The 15,442-nt window shown below is 61.5% G+C and carries 17 protein-coding genes and 1 pseudogene; 10 read left to right on the top strand and 8 right to left on the bottom strand.

What is annotated here, in order from left to right:
* The first annotated feature begins 107 nt into the window (after window positions 1-107).
* From AS026_RS19775 to AS026_RS19765, 3 genes are all read left to right on the top strand, one after another.
* Entirely contained in the window at window positions 108-2,750 is a 2,643-nt protein-coding gene (locus tag AS026_RS19775; protein WP_245307562.1) for a TIGR02302 family protein, read from the top strand.
* 118 nt (window positions 2,751-2,868) lie between these two features.
* A complete protein-coding gene (locus AS026_RS19770) occupies window positions 2,869-3,201 on the top strand; it encodes a hypothetical protein (protein WP_018857787.1) in 333 nt (110 codons plus the stop codon).
* Between the two features lie 169 nt (window positions 3,202-3,370).
* A complete protein-coding gene (locus AS026_RS19765; RefSeq protein WP_018857786.1) occupies window positions 3,371-3,820 on the top strand; it encodes a hypothetical protein in 450 nt (149 codons plus the stop codon).
* Window positions 3,821-3,847: 27 nt separating this feature from the next.
* On the opposite strand, the gene AS026_RS19760 is transcribed toward AS026_RS19765, so the two are convergent.
* From AS026_RS19760 to AS026_RS19750, 3 genes are all read right to left on the bottom strand, one after another.
* Complete coding sequence (locus tag AS026_RS19760; protein WP_007789408.1) at window positions 3,848-4,207, bottom strand: response regulator; 360 nt, start codon at window positions 4,205-4,207, stop codon at window positions 3,848-3,850.
* A 138-nt stretch (window positions 4,208-4,345) separates the two neighbouring features.
* The gene (gene hpt / locus AS026_RS19755) at window positions 4,346-4,888 is read right to left on the bottom strand and encodes a hypoxanthine phosphoribosyltransferase (RefSeq protein WP_018857784.1); all 543 of its coding nucleotides are present in this window, start codon (window positions 4,886-4,888) and stop codon (window positions 4,346-4,348) included.
* 75 nt (window positions 4,889-4,963) lie between these two features.
* Complete coding sequence (locus AS026_RS19750) at window positions 4,964-5,671, bottom strand: hypothetical protein (protein ID WP_062371229.1); 708 nt, start codon at window positions 5,669-5,671, stop codon at window positions 4,964-4,966.
* Between the two features lie 148 nt (window positions 5,672-5,819).
* Between AS026_RS19750 and ftsE the strand changes: the two genes are divergently transcribed.
* The 4 genes from ftsE to AS026_RS19730 all read left to right on the top strand — a co-directional run bounded on the left by ftsE (window position 5,820) and on the right by AS026_RS19730 (window position 9,141).
* Window positions 5,820-6,479: a cell division ATP-binding protein FtsE gene (gene ftsE / locus AS026_RS19745; RefSeq protein ID WP_007528031.1), complete on the top strand. Its 660-nt coding sequence runs from the start codon at window positions 5,820-5,822 to the stop codon at window positions 6,477-6,479.
* A gap of 55 nt (window positions 6,480-6,534) precedes the next feature.
* Complete coding sequence (locus tag AS026_RS19740; RefSeq protein ID WP_245267959.1) at window positions 6,535-7,482, top strand: cell division protein FtsX; 948 nt, start codon at window positions 6,535-6,537, stop codon at window positions 7,480-7,482.
* A gap of 69 nt (window positions 7,483-7,551) precedes the next feature.
* Window positions 7,552-8,259: a YdcF family protein gene (locus tag AS026_RS19735; RefSeq protein ID WP_205634481.1), complete on the top strand. Its 708-nt coding sequence runs from the start codon at window positions 7,552-7,554 to the stop codon at window positions 8,257-8,259.
* Between the two features lie 84 nt (window positions 8,260-8,343).
* Window positions 8,344-9,141: a lysophospholipid acyltransferase family protein gene (locus AS026_RS19730; protein WP_018857779.1), complete on the top strand. Its 798-nt coding sequence runs from the start codon at window positions 8,344-8,346 to the stop codon at window positions 9,139-9,141.
* A gap of 15 nt (window positions 9,142-9,156) precedes the next feature.
* Here the strand turns inward: AS026_RS19730 and AS026_RS19725 are convergent, their stop codons facing one another.
* On the bottom strand, window positions 9,157-9,690 hold the full coding sequence (locus tag AS026_RS19725; RefSeq protein ID WP_018857778.1) for a gamma-glutamylcyclotransferase: 534 nt from the start codon (window positions 9,688-9,690) through the stop codon (window positions 9,157-9,159).
* A gap of 51 nt (window positions 9,691-9,741) precedes the next feature.
* Between AS026_RS19725 and AS026_RS19720 the strand changes: the two genes are divergently transcribed.
* Complete coding sequence (locus tag AS026_RS19720; RefSeq protein ID WP_025661881.1) at window positions 9,742-10,737, top strand: DUF2125 domain-containing protein; 996 nt, start codon at window positions 9,742-9,744, stop codon at window positions 10,735-10,737.
* 10 nt (window positions 10,738-10,747) lie between these two features.
* Here the strand turns inward: AS026_RS19720 and AS026_RS19715 are convergent, their stop codons facing one another.
* The 3 genes from AS026_RS19715 to AS026_RS19705 all read right to left on the bottom strand — a co-directional run bounded on the left by AS026_RS19715 (window position 10,748) and on the right by AS026_RS19705 (window position 13,656).
* Window positions 10,748-11,677, bottom strand: a complete 930-nt coding sequence (locus AS026_RS19715; protein ID WP_062371227.1) for a prephenate/arogenate dehydrogenase family protein — start codon at window positions 11,675-11,677, stop codon at window positions 10,748-10,750.
* A complete protein-coding gene (gene hisC / locus AS026_RS19710) occupies window positions 11,674-12,783 on the bottom strand; it encodes a histidinol-phosphate transaminase (protein WP_062371225.1) in 1,110 nt (369 codons plus the stop codon). Before hisC ends, AS026_RS19715 begins: the two co-directional genes overlap by 4 nt.
* A gap of 96 nt (window positions 12,784-12,879) precedes the next feature.
* Window positions 12,880-13,656, bottom strand: a complete 777-nt coding sequence (locus AS026_RS19705) for a class I SAM-dependent methyltransferase (protein WP_025661878.1) — start codon at window positions 13,654-13,656, stop codon at window positions 12,880-12,882.
* 54 nt (window positions 13,657-13,710) lie between these two features.
* Here AS026_RS19705 and gloB point away from each other — a divergent pair, with 54 nt between their 5' ends.
* Window positions 13,711-14,481, top strand: coding sequence for a hydroxyacylglutathione hydrolase (gene gloB, locus AS026_RS19700; RefSeq protein ID WP_018857773.1), 771 nt, complete (start codon window positions 13,711-13,713; stop codon window positions 14,479-14,481).
* Window positions 14,481-14,843: a cupin domain-containing protein gene (locus AS026_RS19695; RefSeq protein WP_062371223.1), complete on the top strand. Its 363-nt coding sequence runs from the start codon at window positions 14,481-14,483 to the stop codon at window positions 14,841-14,843. Before gloB ends, AS026_RS19695 begins: the two co-directional genes overlap by 1 nt.
* Here the strand turns inward: AS026_RS19695 and AS026_RS19690 are convergent.
* Window positions 14,833-15,442: pseudogene (locus AS026_RS19690) on the bottom strand (IS630-like element ISRel6 family transposase); the annotation flags it as partial. The gene AS026_RS19695 and the pseudogene AS026_RS19690 sit on opposite strands and share 11 nt — an antisense overlap.

Below are 15,442 nucleotides of genomic sequence, written 5' to 3'. Positions count from 1 at the left end.
GGCAATCGCCGGAAGCGCCCTCCTGCTTTGAACGCCAGCGCGCGGAGAACGGATTGAACAAGAGCTCCAGCAAGGAGAAAACCGGAGCATTTGCCCTGAGGCCTTCCTTGGCGCGCCTGGTCGCGGCCAAGCGCTTTCTGGCGCGCCTGGTCCTGCTGTTCGAACAGATCCTACCTCTCCTGCTGCCGATTCTGTCGGTTGTGGCGCTCTACCTCACAGCGTCTTGGTTCGGTGTCTTCCGCTACGCGCCTGAATGGATTCGCGTGGCGCTACTGATCATTTTTGCGGTTGCCACCCTCGTCACCCTCCTTCCGCTGCGCCGGCTTCATTGGCCCGATGTGGCTGCTGCCGATCGGTTGCTCGAGCAGCGCAACGGCCTGCAGCATCAGCCTGTTGCCGTTCAGGAAGACGAACCCGCCACCGACACGCCTTTCGCCCGCGCCCTTTGGCGCGAACATCAGACGCGGATGGCGGAGAAGATCGCGGCGCTCGATACCGGCTTCCCACGCCCCGACATCGCCTCCCACGACCGGCTGGCCTTGCGTGCCATCCCGGCATTGCTTGTGGTAATGGCTTTCGCCTATTCGCTATCGACGAGCGGCGGTTCGATCTCGGATGCGCTGCAGCCGCGGCCCGCGCCGCAGGCAGTTGATCCTGCCGTGCGTATCGACGCCTGGGTCACGCCCCCCTCCTACACCGGTCGCGCGCCGATCTATCTGACGGCAAACGGTACCGAGCAGACGGCGATCCGCGTCCCCGAACTCTCGAGCCTGACGGTCCGCGTCAGCGGCGGAAAGACGGCGGAGAAGGTTGTCTTCCGGCACGAAAATGGCGAGGCCGAGGACATCACGCCTCAGGAAGCCGCCAAGCCCCCTGTTACGCCAGTGGCCACTCAGCAGGCCGACGGCACGGCTCCCATCAATCCCGCGCTGTCCGCCACGACGCATCTGATGAAGCTCGAGGAAAACGGCAGGCTCGAGGTCAACGGTCGCGCGTGGCGCTTCGACGTTATTCCTGACAAGGCGCCCGAGATCGCCTTCAATGGAATACCGAAGCCGACCGTCAACGGCGCTCTCGAAATCGGCTTCACGGTCAAGGACGATTACGGCGTGCAGGAAGCGCGCGCGGAGATCGTTCCTGTCGACTCCGACCCGGCCGCAACGCCGCTTTATCCGCTGCCGGACTTCCGCCTGGAGATCCCCCGCCGCAATTCGCGTGACTCCAAGGGATTGACCAGCAAGAACCTGACCGAGCATCCGCTGTCGGGCAAGCGGGTCCGCATCACCCTTATTGCCAAGGACGCCGCCGGCCAGACGGGTCGCAGCTCGCCCTACGAGATGACGATGCCGGCCCGCCCGTTCCACGAGCCGCTGGCCGCCGCCGTCGCCGAAGAGCGGCAGGTCTTTTCGCTCGACACACGCAAGATGCTGGAAGCGATCACGCTGAACGAGGCGCTGACGCTGCGCCCGGAAGAGACGATCCCGAAGCTGACCAACTACCTGCTGCTGCAATCCGCTCTGACGCGGATGAAGCTCGCCAAGGGCGAGGAGGCGCTGAAGGATACCGCCGACCACCTCTGGGATATCGCTGTAGGCATGGAGGATGGCGATCTGTCGCAGGCAGAACGCAATCTGCGCAACGCCCAGCAGAACCTGGCCGACGCTCTCCAGCGCAACGCCCCTGATGCCGAGATCAAGAAGCTCATGGACGAGCTGCGCAAGGCGATGCAGGACTACATGAAGGAGCTTGCGCAGCGCATGCAGAATGCGCCGATGCAGCCGAACCAGAATGCTCAGAACATCCTTCGCCAGCAGGATCTGGAGCGGATGATGGACCAGATCGAGAATCTGGCGCGCTCCGGCAACCGCGACGCTGCCCAGCAGATGCTCTCCGAGCTGCAGCGAATGATGAACAACCTGCAGGCCGGCAGGCCACAGCAGGGGCAGCAGGGTCAGGACAACAGCCAGATGCGCCAGCAGATGGACAAGCTTGGCCAGATCCTGCGTGACCAGCAGAAGCTGATGGAAGAGACCTTCAAGCTGGACCAGCAGTTGAAGGATCGCATGCAGCGCGGCGATCCGAACATGGGGATGAACGATCCGCTGCTGGACGAGATGCCGATGGACAATGACGGCATGCAGCAGGATCAACAACAGGGACAGCAAGACCAGAGTCAGGACCCGAACCAGAACCAACAGCAGAGCCAGAACCAGCAGGGCCAGTCGCCTTCCGACCAGATGACGGCTGAGCAGCTGCGCGAAGCCTTGAAGCAGCTGCGTTCGCGCCAGGACGAACTTGGCAACCAGCTTGGCGAGCTGCAGAAGGGTCTCGGCGACATGGGCATCAAGCCCGGTCCGGGCTTCGGCCAGGCACAGCGCGAAATGGAAGGCGCCGGACGCGAACTCGGTCAGGGTCACGGCGAACCGGCCATCCAGGGCCAGGGACGCGCCCTCGAGGCGCTCCGTCAGGGCGCGCGCGACATGATGAACCAGATGATGCAGGCCATGCAGGGCCAACAGGGACAAGGCCAGCAGGGCCAGGTCGGGCAAGGCAATCAGAACGGCCGCGACCCGCTTGGACGTCCGCGCCGCGCCGAAGGCCCCGATTTCGGCGATCAGGTGAAGGTCCCGGACGAGATCGACGTGCAGCGCGCCCGCGAAATCCTGGATGCCATTCGCGAGAAGCTCGGCAACAACCCGCCGCAGGAAATCGAACGGCGCTACCTGGAACGGCTTCTGGACATTCAATAGCTCGGCTGTGCCAATTCAGGTCACAATAGCGTGAGATTCGCCACCTCCACGCCAGCACTCCCTATGTCTATTTTGACGCAGATCGCGCGTCGTTTGGGCACGAGTTGAGGGTATTTCCATGAAAACGGAATGGAAGCTGATCGCAGCTGTCGCTCTTGGATTCGGCATGGCTGCAAGCACGGCAAGCGCAATGGATATTGGTGGTTTCGCAACGACCAACAGCGGCGGCAGGACCCTTGCTGCCGACGGCTACGAATCGAGCCGAAGCTGGGGCGGATCGAACAGCTACCGACCGGCTCCCTACAGCATGGAGACAACTGGAAGCATTTCGTCCAGCCGCTCCAGGGCACGGCAACCCGTCAACTGTCCGCCGAGGCCGATTCCCGGCACGCTGCAGACGCAGGGCGGAAACAGCGGAACGACCATAAATCCTGCCTGCCCCGACTATTGAGAAGCTACGGGTTGGATCTTGCCAACGAGGCCATCGTCTCCATGTGGCGCGGCGAAGGCATGATCTGTGCGTGACTGGATGACAAACTTCAAATTCCGCCACCGAGGCGAGTCCCGCCTGGCGAAAGCTTCGTCTTGTCACGCTGCAGCTGAATAACTATAGCGATTCGATGGCAATTCTTTTCAAGACCGTAATCGGTGAAAACGCGGCATTCGAGTTGATCGAGAATGCGCTCTCCCGTACCGGCGAATACGATGGCTACCTAAACGTCGTGGCTGACGAAGGCGAGAAGACTCTCCCTTGGTCACCCGGCATGCATGCCGAGCAGTTCCAGGCGGAAATCACGGAAATTCTCCGTTCGACCTGGGATATCTGCCGCTTCTGGGTGATCTACGAGCGGCGCGACGACCGGCAGGACGCAGAAGCCAACGCCATCCGCAACGCGGCGTTTAGGCTGACGCGCGGCTATGCCGGCGTCATCGTCGTGACGCTCAGCCTGCTCCACAAGCGCGACAGCCTGGCCGATATCGAACTGATCTTTGTATGTTTCCAGCAGGACTTCCAGCGACGCAATTTTCGCGTCCGCTATGAAGGCAAATTCATCCCCGATGAGGGCTGAATAGTCGAGATCATGCCGTTAGCCGCCTCAGGCGGCCAACGCACGCGCGACAGCCTTGCGGATATCGGGCAAGGCAAAGGGCTTCGAGACGACATCGACGATCTTCTCCGCCAAGTCGTCCGCGCGTTCGCGCTGTTCCGCGTAGCCAGTCATCAGCAGGATCTTCAGTGCCGGGAAGGCGGATTTTGCCTGATGCGCCAGTTCGATGCCGTCCATCACAGGCATGCGGATATCCGAGAGCAGCAGGTCGTAGACGCCGTCTCTGAGTTTTTCCAGTCCCTCCGCACCGTCAGCGGCTTCTTCGGTCTCATGACCGTCAAGACGCAAAGCGCGGGCTACGAAAGAGCGTAGGGAGTCCTCGTCTTCCGTAATCAGAATTTTTGCCATGGTGTGCATCACTCCGTTTCATGCCCCGCAACGGAAATCACACGAGTTTCCTTTGCGATCGGTAAACGGCAGGAAGGGATGGACGGGATGGTTAACAACCCGTCTCATCCTGGCACATTCAGGGTCAGGTCGTGATCCCTAGGCGTCGCCGGTGACGACGCCGACAAATGGGAGTTCGCGGAAGGCGTAGGCGACATCCATGCCGTAGCCGACGACGAAATAGTCGGGGCATTCGAAACCGACATAGTCGGCCTCGAGCTTTTCCTTGCGCTTGACGCTCTTGTCGAGGAGCACGGCGATGGTGACGTTGCGGGCGCCGCGCTCGTAGAGCAGTTCCTTGGCAAACAGCAGCGTACGGCCGGATTCCAGAATATCGTCGATCAGAAGAACGTCGCGATCCTTCACGTCGCTGTCGATATCCTTGACGATCCGCACGCCTTGCGAGACCGTGCCGGTGCCGTAGCTCGAGAGAGTGATGAACTCGACCTCGGGCGCGAGGCCGCTGTCATGCAGCGCGCGGATGAGGTCCGCGGCAAAGATGAACGAGCCTTTCAGCACCGCAATAACCAGCAGGTCCTTCGTCGGTCCCGATGCAATCTGCTTCGCCATGGCATGATTGCGTTCGGCAATCTGCTCGGCTGTGAAGAGTGGCTCGATGTTTTTTCCGCGCACGACGGGCATAAGCAGGCTTGCTCCATGAATAGAAGCACAAGCCGTTACCACAAACGGCGCGATGAAACACCCCTTTAGAGCCCTTCAGGGCATGAACGAAAGCCGGATTTCCGGCATTTTTCCACCGGTGTATTGGACCCTCGTAGAAAATCCGCGGCTTTGCCCTGCGTAGATGACATCCACCGGCGGGTTGACGACGATGCTTGCGGTCAACTGCTCGCCGGCAAAAAAGTTGGCGCGGATGGGGCGAACGATCTGCGTCGTGCCGCTCTGGTTGTCGATGATGCCGTTGATCAGCAACGCCTGCATCCCGTTTGCCTCGCGGGGCGTGATCGTGACATGCGAGAAATGCAGCGGTGCCTCTGCCGGTGCAGCGTCGCTTTCAGAGAGGCCGGAGAAGCCACCGACGAGACCAAACACCAGCACCGAAAGCGCGACCACCAGGGCGGCGAAAGTCTTGACCGATGCCTGCTGCAGCCAGGCTTCGCCCGCTCGGACGAATGATTCCATCGAAGCTCGCGGGGACGTCGGCCGGAGCATCGAAGGCGCCGGGGGACGTCGGCGATTGCCAGTGAAGCTCCGGGCGTCAAAGGCCTGGGAGCGGTTGTTGATCACTACGAATTCGGCATCGGCCACATCGGCTGGGCGGGCTCGGCGGGCCTCGCGCTTGATCGGCTCGGGCGGCAGAAAATCATAGCTGCGGCCGGGCGCCTGGCGTCTGAACGAGGAGGAGGTCATGATGACGGCCTTTCCGGTGTCCACATGGTTTCGAGCCGGACGCAAATCCGGCATTGAAACGAATCCTCCTCAGTCGTAAATTTTAATGGTTAATGCTTCGCAAAGATCGCCATCAAAGCGGCGTCTTTCCGATAAATTTACTGGTTGTTAATGCTGTTGGTTAACAAGTCGTGCGGTGAACAAACAAAAGACTGATCTATCGTTGATCCACTTCGAAAATGTCGGTTTGCGCTATGGGATGGGACCGGAAATTCTCCGGGACCTGACGTTCGACATTCCGAAGAAATCGTTTCAGTTCCTGACCGGCCCCTCGGGCGCCGGCAAGACCACCTTGCTAAGGCTGCTGTTTCTATCGCTGCAGCCAACCCGCGGGCTGATCCGCATGTTCGGACGCGACATTTCCGATATCCCGCGGCCCGAGCTGCCGCTGCTGCGGCGCCGCGTCGGCATCATCTTCCAGGAATTCCGGCTCCTCGACCACTTGACGACCTATGAGAACGTGGCCCTCCCGCTGCGCGTTCGTGGCAAGGACGAGAGTTCCTACAAGACCGACGTGCTGGAACTTCTGAAGTGGGTCGGTCTCGGCGAGCGCATCAACGTTCTGCCGCCGGTGCTATCGGGCGGCGAAAAGCAGCGCGCCGCGATCGCGCGGGCCTTGATCGACCGTCCCGAGATCCTGCTTGCCGACGAGCCGACCGCCAACGTCGACCCGCCGATGGCCCGCCGTCTGCTCAATCTCTTCCTTGAGCTCAACCGTCTCGGAACTGCCGTTGTGATCGCCACCCACGATCTGGCCCTGATGGACCAGGTTGAAGCCCGCCGTATGATTCTCTCGGAAGGGCACCTCGATATCCATGACTAAAGCAGCGCCCAAACCGCCGGCGGAGGCCGCCCCGAAAGGTCAGAAGAGGCCGGAGATGAAGGTGCGGCCGACGGCGCCGATCCTGCCGTCTGCCAACATTCAGGGCAATGCGCTAATGGTGGTGATCGCCATCATGGCCTTTCTCGCCTGCCTGACGCTCGGCGGCGTCAGCATGGTGCGTTCCACAGCGGCGAGCTGGGAGAGCCAGATTTCCCGCGAGATCACCATCCAGATCAGGCCCGATGAGGGCTTGGACATGGAAAAGACGCTGGCGCAGGCGCGCGATCTCGCTCTGACATTCGTCGGCACCAAGGACGGTCAGATCGTCGACGAAGCGGCAACCGCCCGCCTACTCGAACCCTGGCTCGGCACAGGGCTCGACATCAAGGAACTGCCGGTCCCGCGGCTTGTCATTATCACCATCGACGAAAGCAACCCGCCTGATTTCGAGGCAATGCGCTCACTGCTCAAGGGGAGCATTCCGCAGGCCTCGCTCGACGATCACCGCACCTGGGTCGACCGTCTGGTGTCGATGGCCCACACGACGGTCATGATCGGCACCGGCATCCTGCTGCTTGTCTTCTCGGCCATGGTACTGACAGTCGTTTTCGCAACCCGAGGAGCTCTCTCTGGCAACCGCCATATCGTCGAGGTGCTGCATTTCGTTGGCGCCGAAAGCTCCTTCGTCGCCAACGAGTTTCAGAAGCACTTCCTGAAGATCAGCCTGAAGGGATCGGCGGTTGGGAGCGCCCTTGCAGCGCTGTTCTTCCTCACCGCCGGCTTCTTGCAGAGCCGGACCTTGGCGACGCCGCAGACGGACCAGGCCACCGCGCTCTTTGGCACGTTCTCGGTCGGCGCGCTTGGCTATCTCGGCATCTTTGCGACCATGATCGTCATCGCCCTGCTGACGACCTTCACGGCACGGCTGACGGTGATGCGGACGATTTACGAGATCGATACGTTGCGTTCCGACCCGACACGGGCGGATGGGCTCGTGAATTAAGCTTGTCATGCCTTTTTTGCCATGAAAGCGTCTGTTCGCCGCCGCAATCTGCATATATTTTTCCGATTCATGAGCATGGGACACATTCCGCGCACCCCGATTCGCCCTGGAGCGGAGCTTCTTCGCTCCGACGGGCGACCTGTTCGCGGCCCCGTGCGACGGATGCTGCGCTGGGGCGGCATGGCCTCCATCCTTGCCATCGCCCTGATTTTTGGTGGGTTCCTGCGCTTTGCCGATTCCGTCACGACCCTGAAACCTCCGCTTGACCCACGGGCAGACGCAATCGTCGTTCTGACGGGTGGCTACCAGCGAATCGACCAGGCCGTCGAACTGCTGCAGAAAGGCGCCGGAAAACGCCTGCTGATTTCGGGTGTGCATCCGACAACCACGCCGAAGCAGATCCGCAGGATGACCCAGGCCTCGCCGGAACTTTTCACATGCTGCGTCGACGTCGGCTACGACGCACTCGACACGATCGGCAATGCCCAGGAAGCATCGAACTGGATCCACCAGCGCGGCTACAAGAGCGTCCTCGTCGTCACCAACAACTACCACATGCCGCGCAGCCTGGCGGAACTCGCTTATGTCGACGCCGAAACGCAGTTCATTCCCTACCCCGTTGTGAACTCGGACCTGAAGACCAGCGACTGGTTCACCGATCCCAACGCCGTGCGGGTCATGCTCGCCGAATATGCGAAAGTGCTCTTCGCCGGCGCGCGCAATCTGACGGGACTTGGCCGGCACCCTGGGCTCCGCTCGGCAGGCGTCTCCGGCTAAAGCCGAGGGAAACCTTTTTCTGAACGCCAATATCGTGTAGGAGGGCGCAACCGCCTCTTGCGGATATTGGCCTCGGGAAAATTTATGATCGCCCTGCGTTCCGTTCTCTTCAACACGATCTTCTACGCCAACCTCATCGTTCGCATGATCGTGCTCTCCCCCTATTATTTCGTCGCGCCACGCAAGGACGCCTACCGCATACCGAAGAACTGGGCACTGTCGAGCCACTGGCTGATGGAGAAGATCGTCGGCACGACCTTCGAGATCGAGGGCATGGAGAATCTGCCCGATGGCGGCTATATCCTGGCGCCGAAGCATCAGTCGTTCTGGGATACCTATGCCCTGCTGCCGTGGCTCAAGGATCCGGTCTACATTCTGAAGCGAGAGCTGATGTGGATCCCGCTTTTCGGTTGGTATGCCAAGAAGCAGCGGATGATCCCGGTCAATCGCGGCGCCCGCGGCAAGGTGATGGTCGAGGCGTTGAGGCGAACCAAGGAAGAGCTGGCAACCGGCCGCCAGCTGATCATTTACCCCGAAGGCACGCGCCGCCCGCCCGGTGCCGAACCGCTCTACAAATACGGCATCGCCCGCATGTACCGCGACCTGCAGCTACCGGTCGTGCCGGTCGCCATGCACCCCGGCCTGTTCTGGCCGCGCCGCAGCACGTTGCGCTACCCCGGTCACTTCAAGGTGCGGATCCTGCCGCCAATCCAACCCGGCATGGACCCCGATGCCTTTTTCGCGCATCTGATCGAGGTGACCGAGAAGGCGAGCGACGAACTGCTGGTCGACACGGTCAAGCGCAACCCGAACCTGCCGCTCCCGCCGACCGCCGCTCGTCGGCTCGCGGAATTGCAGAAAGCGAAGGCAACGACGGCCTGAACTCAGAGCCTGAACTCAGGCCGCGTTTCTTAGTCGTTCCACTTCGCCGACCACCTGCTCCAGCCAGTGGTCGCGAATGCCCATTTCCCGCAGGTGTGCCAGCGTATTGAAGACATAGGCGTCGTTCGGCCCTGATCGGCCCTCCGCACCGTGGACGACGTGCGCCGCCGCGATCGCGTCGAGCCCACCGGCATATTGCGTATGCGCTCGATCGACGACGTAGGCGACCGCCTTGCTGCTCCGGCCGTCCGCCAACTGCAGGGGCAGGCAACGCTCAAGATAGACGTTGGTTACGAGCTCGCGCTCCCTCAGATAGTCGATTGTCTCGCCCCACTGATCCGGCGCGATCCGAAAGGCCATTCCACGGCAGGAACCACCACGATCAAGGCCGAGCACGAGGCCCGGTTTCTGCTGCGTGCCGCGATGCACCCAGGAATGCACGCAGAGCGACCGTCTATAGCCATAGACAAGCGCCTGAGAACGCTCCAAAAATTCGAAGCCCGGATTCCACATCAGTGATCCGTAGCCAAACACCCAAAATTCGTCCATATCGCACGCCAGACCCACATTCCCACTCGCGCGTCACCTTTGGAGAACATCATGGCAGCGTCAAGCCCATCCCGCAGCGGCAGAAAATTCTGGTGGCTCGGCTGCATCATCCTCCTGGTGATCGCGCTTTATACGAGTGGCTGGTTCTATGCCGCCGCGCAGCTGAAAACGACGGTGCTGAAGGCGATCGCGCCGGGCAACACCGCAGGCGTCAGCGCCGAATGCGCCGATATCGACTTCCGCGGCTATCCGTTCCGGATCGGCCTGTTCTGCTCGAAGGTCGATGTCGATGACAACGTCAACGGCGTGTCGGCGAGTTTTGGCGAGCTGCGCTCCGCAGCCCAGGTCTATGCTCCAGGGCATATCGTTTGGGAACTCGACGCGCCCGCCGAGATCCGCACCGCCCACGGCCTGACGCTCAATGCCGAATGGGCAAACCTGCAATCCAGCCTGATCACCAAGCTAAAGGGCATCGACCGCTCCTCCACCATCATCGACGGGCTCAAGGGGACGGCGGTTTCCCAGACCGGCCAGACGATCAATTTCGACGCTGCTCACACGGAGATCCACCTTCGCCAGAACAACGGCGACCTGGATGGCGCGATCTCGCTGAAGGATTCCAATACCGCCATCAAGGACTGGCCGGCATTCCCGAAGCTCTCGGCGAGCGCCGACGTGACGCTGGCCGGCAAGGCCGGCATGATCGACGGCAGCGACCAAAAGGGCCTCTACGGCGCCAGCGGCGAGCTGCGCAAGGTCGTGGCCGACATCGGCGACGGCAAGGTCATGACCCTGAGCGGCCCCTTCTCCTTCGACGAGGAGGGCTATCTGTCGGGCAAATTCAAGCTGGAGATCGAACAGCTCGGCCCCTGGCGCGACAGCGTCAAGCAGACCTTCCCTGAAATCGCCAAGACGGTCGACACCGCCGCCAAGCTGCTGAAAGCTTTGGCGGGCGGCGGCGACAAGGTTTCCGTCGATCTCGTTGTAGCACGTGGCAATGCCACGGTCGGCGGTTTCATTCCGTTGGGATCGATCCCGCCGATCTGAAATTGAGCCTTCAGGCTTTCTTTTCGAGCGGATGCGGACGGCCGAAGTCCGGCGCATCGACGTCCTGGCCGGCCTGGATGATCGAACGGCGGATGGCACGCGTGCGGGTGAACAGATCGAAGATCTTGTCGCCCTCGCCCCAGCGAATGGCCCGCTGCAGATAAGCGAGGTCCTCGGAGAAGCGCGCCAGCATTTCGAGGATCGCATCCTTGTTGTGCAGGCAGACGTCGCGCCACATCGTCGGATCGGAAGCGGCCAGACGCGTGAAGTCGCGGAAGCCGGACGCGGAATACTTGATCACTTCCGATTCCGTCACCGCCTCGAGATCATCCGCCGTGCCGACAATGTTGTAGGCGATGATGTGGGGCAGGTGCGAGACGATGGCGAGCACCTTGTCGTGGTGCTCCGGATCCATCTCGTCGACCTTGGAGCCGAGCGTTTCCCAGAACTGCTGCAACTTTTTCAATGCCGCTTGGTCAGTTCCGGCGATCGGGGTGAAGATGCACCAGCGCCCTTCGAAGAGCCCGGGGAATCCGGCGTCTGGGCCGGACTTCTCCGTGCCGGCAAGAGGATGGCCGGGAATGAAATGCACGTGCGGCGGCATATGCGGCTGCATTTGGGCAATGACGGATGCCTTGGTCGAACCGACATCGGTGACGATGGCACCGGGCTTCAGGCTGCCGGCGATTTCTTTCGCCACGCTCTCCGACGCGCCGACGGGAACCGACACGATCACCAGGTCCGCATCCTTGACGGCCTCTGCCGACGAGGTCGTATAGCGATCGCCCAGGCTCAACTCCTCCGCTCGCTTCAGCGTTTCGGCGCTGCGCGTCGAGACGACGATCTCACCTGAGAGACCGAGCCGCCTGATATCATAGGCCAGCGAAGAGCCGATCAGGCCGATCCCGATCAGCGCAATGCGATCGAACTGCACCGTCATGACTTGCGTCCCATGAACTCGCCGAGCGCTTCGATGACGCCACGGTTCGCCTCTTCCGGACCGATGCTCATGCGCAGCGCGTTCGGGAAGCCATAGCCCTTTACAGCGCGCAGGATATAGCCGCGGCTGGTCAGGAACTCATCGGCTTCCGGCGCGCGCTTGCCATCGACATCCGGGAAGTGGATGAGCACGAAGTTGGCGACCGACGGCGTCACCTTGAGGCCGAGAGCCTCGAGCGCACCCGTCAGCTTCTCGATCCACATCTGGTTGAAGGAGGCGGCCTCCTGCGTGAACGCCTGGTCGCGAATGGCTGCAGCACCCGCGGCAATGGCTGCGGCGTTCATGTTGAACGGGCCGCGGACGCGATCGACCGCATCGATGATGTCTGCCGGCGCATACATCCAGCCAACGCGAAGCGCGGCCAGGCCATAGACCTTGGAGAAGGTACGGGTCATGACGACGTTGGCATTCGACGAAACGATCTCGATGCCGGCCTCGTAGTCGTTGCGGCGGACATATTCCGCGTAGGCGGCATCGAGCACCAGAACGACCTGCTTCGGCAGGGATGCCTGAAGACGGCGGATTTCGCTGACCGCAACATAGGTACCCGTCGGATTGCCGGGATTGGCGATGAAGACGATCTTGGTCTTCGGCGTAACGGCCGCCAGAATGGCATCGACGTCGACCGTCTGATCCTTCTCCTTGACGACGACAGGCGTCGCACCCGCGCCCATGATCTGGATCTTGTAAACGAGAAAGCCGTGCTCGGTGATGATGCCTTCGTCGCCAGGCCCGAGATAGACATGGCAAAGCAGGCCGAGCAACTCGTCCGAGCCATTGCCGCACATGATGTTGGCGGGGTTCAGACCATGCACAGCCGCGATCGCCTCACGAAGTTCCGTCGCCTGGCCATCAGGATAGCGCTCGAGACTGCCGGCGGCATTGCGGAAAGCTTCGATCGCCTTCGGGCTCGCGCCAAGGGGTGTTTCATTGGAAGAGAGCTTGTAGACGCGGGCAACGCCCGGCGCGTGTTCCTTGCCCGGCACATAGGCTGCGATATCCAGAATACCGGGACGCGGAACGGGCTTGCTCTTCTCTTCGCTCATGGGATCGACCTTGGAAATACCGGGAAAATTCGGCTGAAATTGCCCCGTGGCAATAGAACGGAACGGCGCCCTTGTCGAGTGCCACGGCTTTAGGCTCTAACGACTGCGCGTCGTTGGAACGCCGTGCGGCGCCAGAACCGGTACGAAGACGCGCCGCGAGGCGCGGGCGGCAACCGGCAGGCCCTGATAGAGCCGCTTCTGCGCCTCGACAATAATAACGCCCGAGAATGCCGGCCATAAGGCGCGTCCCACGCGGTCGAAGACACTGCGCAGGCTCATCATCGTGCGCAGCTTCGAGGGTGGAAAGAACAATGCTTCCGCCGTCGCGCCGGGCGTGAAATTGGTCTCGCGCAGAAGGCTCGTCAGCTGCCCTCGCGAATAGGGGCGTCCAGAGCCGAACGGCGTGTGTTCCATGCGCGCCCAAACACCGCGGCGGTTCGGGACGACGATGACCAGCCGTCCGCCTGGCGCCAATACGCGCCACAGCTCCTTCAGGGTTTCCCGCGGGCTTTCGGCGAATTCCAGGGAATGGACCATCAGCACCCGGTCAATCGAGGAATCCGGCAGTGGCAATTCCTCGTCGAAGATCAGGGCGGTCGAGGAAAGAGCGCCTACCGGCCAGTTCACCGCCCCCTGCCCGGCCGGCATGAAGGCAAAGGTTCGCTCCGTGTCGGGTTGAAAGCGATCGAGGAAGGGAACCACGTAGCCGAGGCCAACGAGACGCTCCTGCGGTAGCCGCACCCAAAGCGACGAGAGGGCCATAGCGATCGAGTGCTCGGCAATGCGCCCGAGGTCGGAATGATAGAACTGGCGTAGGTCGACAATATCAGCGTGCATCAAGGCAAATGTTATCAGCGCACGGTTGGACTTCAAGGCGCGACCCTCTACATTCCCGATATACCCGCGATAAAGAGGCTGCCTGAAATTATGAAACCTTTGGATTTAGACGTTTTTCTCTGCCGCTCCGACAATTTCGGTGTGTTGGTGCACGATCCTGAAACCGGCCTGACGGCATCGATCGACGCTCCGGATGCAGGCGCAGTGGAGAAGGCTGCGTCCCGCCGCGGCTGGACGATCTCGCATATCTTCACAACCCATCACCATACGGACCACGTCGAAGGCAATCTCGCGCTCAAGGAACAATATGGCTGCGAGATCATCGGCCCGATCAACGAGGCGGTGGCAATCCCCGGCCTCGACAAGACCATGGCCGATGGCGATACATTCCTGTTCGGCGATCACACGGTACAGGTCATCGAGACTCCGGGACATACAGCCGGGCATATCTGCTACCACTTCGTCGACGACAAGCTGCTTTTTGCCGCCGATACACTATTTGCGCTCGGCTGCGGGCGTCTTTTCGAGCGCCCGGCTGCCGATATGTGGCACTCGCTTCAGAAGCTTGCCGTGCTGCCTGACGAAACCGCGATCTACTTCGGCCACGAATACACGCTGTCGAATGCACGTTTTGCGGTCACCATCGATCCGGACAACCAGCGACTGGTAGTCCGTGCGGCCGAAATCGAAGCTCTGCGGGCCGAGAACAAGTTCACCATCCCGACCACGCTGGCGCTTGAAAAAGAGACCAACCCGTTCCTGCGCGCCGCCGATCCGGCCATCCGTCGCAACCTGCTGATGGAGAACAAGAGCAACGAGGAAGTCTTCGCGGAGATCCGCCGGCGCAAGGACAATTTCTGATGTCGCCGGACGATATTATCCGCGAGCTTGGAATGCAGCCGCATCCCGAAGGCGGTTGGTACGTGCAGACGTTCCGAGACCTCAAGGGGGGATCGCGCGGCCACTCGACGGCGATCTACTATCTCCTGAAGGCGGGGCAGCGTTCCCACTGGCACCGCGTCCGTGATGCGGCGGAAGTCTGGCACCACTATGCCGGGGCTCCGCTTGCGCTTCACTGCTCTGAGGATGGCACCAGCAGCGAGACGCTGGTCCTTGGGACTGACATCCCCAAGGGCGAGCGTCCGCAGGCGATCATTCCCGCCAACTGGTGGCAGTCAGCCGAAACAACGGGCGATTACACGCTAGAGCCTTTCATGTTTTGACGGAAGCGTAGCCGGCATTTGAGAAGTAGTTGGCGCATTCCTCTGGCTTTATGGTGTCGGCGAGTAAGCCCAGGTGGCGCCACGTTTCCTCGATGGTTCGCTTTTGAGCCTGGCGCATCCAGTGCTTGATCTTGGCGAAGGCTTGCTCGATCGGATTAAGGTCGGGGGAATATTTCGGCAGGAACCATAGCCTGGCGCCGACGGCCCTGATGGCATCGCGGATGGCCTTGGCTTTGTGAGAGCCGAGATTATCGAGGATGACGATGTCGCCAGGTTTGAGGGTCGGGATCAACTGCTGGCGGACATAGGCGTGGAAGCATTCGCCATTAATGGGACCGTCGAAGACGCAGGGCGCAGTGAGCTTGTCGCAGCGGAGGGCGCCGAGGAAGGTCAGGGTGCGCCAGCGGCCATGCGGGGCAAAGCCGCGCAATCTTTTGCCCCTCGGCCCCCACCCGCGTAACGGCGCCATGTTGGTGCGGATCCAGGTCTCGTCGATGAAGACGAGCCGCTTCGGATCGAAGCGGTCTTGCCAGGCTTTCCAGCGGGCTCTGCGCCGGGCAATGTCGACGCGGCCCTGCTCAAGGGCGAACAGCGTTTTT

It is taken from the genome of Rhizobium altiplani (genome assembly GCF_001542405.1).
Lineage (GTDB): Bacteria > Pseudomonadota > Alphaproteobacteria > Rhizobiales > Rhizobiaceae > Rhizobium > Rhizobium altiplani.
This window is presented reverse-complemented; position numbering and strand designations above follow the sequence as displayed.

Bases quoted from the DNA above. Each gene is read 5' to 3' on its own strand.
- hisC (WP_062371225.1), bottom strand. From the start codon at position 12,783: ATGAGCGAAGAGAAGAGCAAGCCCGTTCCGCGTCCCGGTATTCTGGAT.
- AS026_RS19765 (WP_018857786.1), top strand. From the start codon at position 3,371: ATGGCAATTCTTTTCAAGACCGTAATCGGTGAAAACGCGGCATTCGAG.
- AS026_RS19720 (WP_025661881.1), top strand. From the start codon at position 9,742: ATGGCAGCGTCAAGCCCATCCCGCAGCGGCAGAAAATTCTGGTGGCTC.
- AS026_RS19735 (WP_205634481.1), top strand. From the start codon at position 7,552: ATGAGCATGGGACACATTCCGCGCACCCCGATTCGCCCTGGAGCGGAG.
- AS026_RS19760 (WP_007789408.1), bottom strand. From the start codon at position 4,207: ATGGCAAAAATTCTGATTACGGAAGACGAGGACTCCCTACGCTCTTTC.
- gloB (WP_018857773.1), top strand. From the start codon at position 13,711: ATGAAACCTTTGGATTTAGACGTTTTTCTCTGCCGCTCCGACAATTTC.
- AS026_RS19750 (WP_062371229.1), bottom strand. From the start codon at position 5,671: ATGCCGGATTTGCGTCCGGCTCGAAACCATGTGGACACCGGAAAGGCC.
- AS026_RS19725 (WP_018857778.1), bottom strand. From the start codon at position 9,690: ATGGACGAATTTTGGGTGTTTGGCTACGGATCACTGATGTGGAATCCG.
- hpt (WP_018857784.1), bottom strand. From the start codon at position 4,888: ATGCCCGTCGTGCGCGGAAAAAACATCGAGCCACTCTTCACAGCCGAG.
- AS026_RS19730 (WP_018857779.1), top strand. From the start codon at position 8,344: ATGATCGCCCTGCGTTCCGTTCTCTTCAACACGATCTTCTACGCCAAC.
- AS026_RS19695 (WP_062371223.1), top strand. From the start codon at position 14,481: ATGTCGCCGGACGATATTATCCGCGAGCTTGGAATGCAGCCGCATCCC.
- AS026_RS19715 (WP_062371227.1), bottom strand. From the start codon at position 11,677: ATGACGGTGCAGTTCGATCGCATTGCGCTGATCGGGATCGGCCTGATC.
- AS026_RS19770 (WP_018857787.1), top strand. From the start codon at position 2,869: ATGAAAACGGAATGGAAGCTGATCGCAGCTGTCGCTCTTGGATTCGGC.
- AS026_RS19740 (WP_245267959.1), top strand. From the start codon at position 6,535: ATGAAGGTGCGGCCGACGGCGCCGATCCTGCCGTCTGCCAACATTCAG.